This is a genomic window from Arthrobacter sp. YD2 (genome assembly GCF_030410475.1).
In the GTDB taxonomy this organism is placed as follows: Bacteria; Actinomycetota; Actinomycetes; order Actinomycetales; family Micrococcaceae; genus Arthrobacter_B; species Arthrobacter_B zhangbolii.
This window is the reverse complement of record NZ_JAUHHB010000006.1, coordinates 1-2,741: the sequence shown is the minus strand read 5'-3', so window position 1 is coordinate 2,741 and position 2,741 is coordinate 1. Positions and strand designations below refer to the sequence as shown.

Annotated in this window: 1 protein-coding gene; it reads right to left on the bottom strand. The window is 61.4% G+C overall.

Annotation, left to right across the window (positions count from 1 at the left end; all coding sequences use genetic code 11):
• Positions 1 to 281 precede the first annotated feature (281 nt).
• Positions 282 to 2,132, bottom strand: coding sequence for a thioester domain-containing protein (locus tag QWJ37_RS16165; protein WP_290245944.1), 1,851 nt, complete (start codon positions 2,130 to 2,132; stop codon positions 282 to 284).
• Positions 2,133 to 2,741: the final 609 nt, after the last annotated feature.

Sequence of the window (2,741 nt, the reverse complement as noted above, 5' to 3'; positions counted from 1 at the left end):
GGGCACGGGAGTTGGACTCTGATTTTCGAAGGGGTTTGGCCGCCATGCTCGGGCGCTTTTTCAGCGTCCCTGCCGCGGCGACTTAGAAGACTTTACACAGGTTCGAGCCCACGTGCAACTCGGCAACTGGTGGCCCCCGTCGTGCCCCTGAGGCAAGCTGGCTACCCCGTTTCAGCGTGTTATCCGTCGTGCGGATACCGGCATCCTCTTCGGACGCAGAACCGCCCGCAGCTCCGGCACGGAGCTACGGGCAGCCCTGGTGTTTCAATCAGCGGGTTGCGCTATGAAGTGCGCCGCCGAACCGAAACGATAACGAGGAAGGTGCCAAGAGCCAGGATGCAGATACTGGCGATCCACACCGAGCTGAGGCCGTTTGCACCGGTCTCCGCAAGCTTGTCCTTGCCCAGTACGGAGTAGGTGTTTGTGACCTCCGCGTTGACGGATTCTCCGCCGAGGACCGTGACGGTTTCCGGGAGTACCGCGTCCACCGTCACCGACGAATTAGCGCCAGTGACTGGTTCGGTGACTGTACAGGAGCTGCCGGCCGGCACGCGGTCGAACGCCCTGATCTGGTCACCGGCCACCGTTCCCGCCGGAATGAGGATCTCCTCGGTGAATGAGTCCCCACAGGTCAGGACAATTCGCACGTCGCTTTGAAGGCCGGCGCCGGGGCCCGTGATGGTTTTGGTCAGCACGAGTGAACCGTAGATGTAGGACACGTCATTGGTAACCAATGCCTGGGAATCGGCGCCCGGCTGGATCTCAACCACTTCCGGAAGTCCTGTAGTCACCGCCACCAGGTCGGTAGCTCCGGTTTGTGGTTCCGTGACCGTGCACGCAGTGCCCGCAGGAATATCGGTGATGGTTCCCGCATAGTCGCCTGCAGCGCTGCCTGCCGGAATGGTGAGGGTTTCTTCGATACCCGCATCCTCACAGGTCACTATCACCGTGATGTCGCCCTGCAGGCCGGCCGCAGCACCCGTCAGGGACTTCACCACGGTCAGGGAACCCGGATTGAGGTCCACTGTGTTGGCGACGTCGAGCACGTTCGGCCCGTCGGCGGTGACAGTGACCGGTCCCGGCAGAACCGGTGTGACAGTCACTTGCGTGTTTGATCCCGTCACCGGCTCACTCACCTCGCAGACCGTGCCTACCGGCAGGTCTGAAATGGTCTGGGATACCCCTGCTGCGGTACCGGCCGGGATTTCTATGACGAAAGTCCCCGCCGCCCCGCAGGCAACGTTCAAGGTAATAGCTCCCTGCAGGCCGGCCCCTTCACCGGCGAAGGTCTTATTGACCACCAGGTCCCCCGGAATGAAGAACTCCGCCGTGGCCTGCGCGTTGGATTCGATTTGGGAATCAGCGGCCAGAATGAGTTTCTGTGCATCCGTGACCTGGGGGTTGTTACCTGCATAGAGATAAACGTTGCCCGTCTGTACGGGAACTACTGCCGTGGCCGTAAGCTCAGCCGGATCGGTTGTCTGCGCAGTGTTCCGTACCCACAGCTGCGTCCCCGCCGGCACAGTTGTCCCCACCAGCGGAACGGTTCCGGCCGCGTCAGTGTAGAGGGTGTACCCCGGGGTGACACCTACAGTGACCTCCGCAACCGCGGCGGACGTGATCGTGAAGGGGCCTGCAACACCGTCCACAGGGCCTGCAGCTACCGGAGGCGCAATGCTGACATCCGGAGCCGGAGGTTCAGTGAGCGGTCCTGCGGACAGGACATCGGCAACAATCTGTGCGGTCAGTGCCCGGACAGGATCCGTGTCCTCAAGCACGTAGCCGTCGCTGAAGAACCATACGGCTGCCTGCACGGCCGCTGCCCTGATGTTGTCGTTCGCGGCTTCCGGAAGTCCCGGCTGATCCGGATAGTAGCTGTTCAGCACACGGTTGACGTAGCCGATGTTGGGCACGTTGGACTCATCCCAGCTGCCGTTTTCATAGCCAAGTCCCTCATAGGTGAGGACACGGATGTCGATGCAATACATCTGCTGGGTATTGCCCTCGCCATCCACTGTTGTGATGACGCCGGCGAACCCTTCGTTAGCAGGGTCATATCCAAGAGGAACATCCTCCGGGTAGCCGGCAGTTGGATCAAACCCCTGGCCTACCGGCGGAAGGCCGCCCGTCACGCCTTGCCCCGGCCCGGTACCCGTCATCGTGACCTCGACCTCGGCATTGGGAACTGCGCCTCCCGGCTGTGGTCCCGAAAACACTGCCTGAGCCGGTGCAACCGTCGAGAGTAAAAATACAACCAGTATGCCCAAAAGGCCGAGCGAATAGCCGAAGCGGCGGCGTATCCTCCCCCGTCCCCCCACGGTAGGCGCAAATGCTCTTCTTCGACTCATAAGTCCTGGATCCTCTCTCAAACTCACCGGTAGGGCTGCATGGACCGCACATCGCCCTGAGGTTCGAGAGGCTATAGGCGGGATGGATGAGATGTAAGGGTAGGAGCCAACTCGTGCCTGTCTGGAGACACATTTCGCCCTGACCCCTTGTGCTGAACAGCACGGAGTGCTCAACAACCCATTCAAGACGGTGTGCCGCAGCAGCTAGGCAATTCGCAGGGGCTGGGAAGACAACGGGCCGGCGCCGGCGGGTAGTGATTTTCTGCACCAGGTCCGCCGGAAGACTAACGACGGGTTAAACAGGTGAGGCCCGTACCAACACTGGTACGGGCCTCACCCTTCACAATTTGTCCGGCGGTGACCTACTCTCCCACATCCTCCCGGATGCAGTAC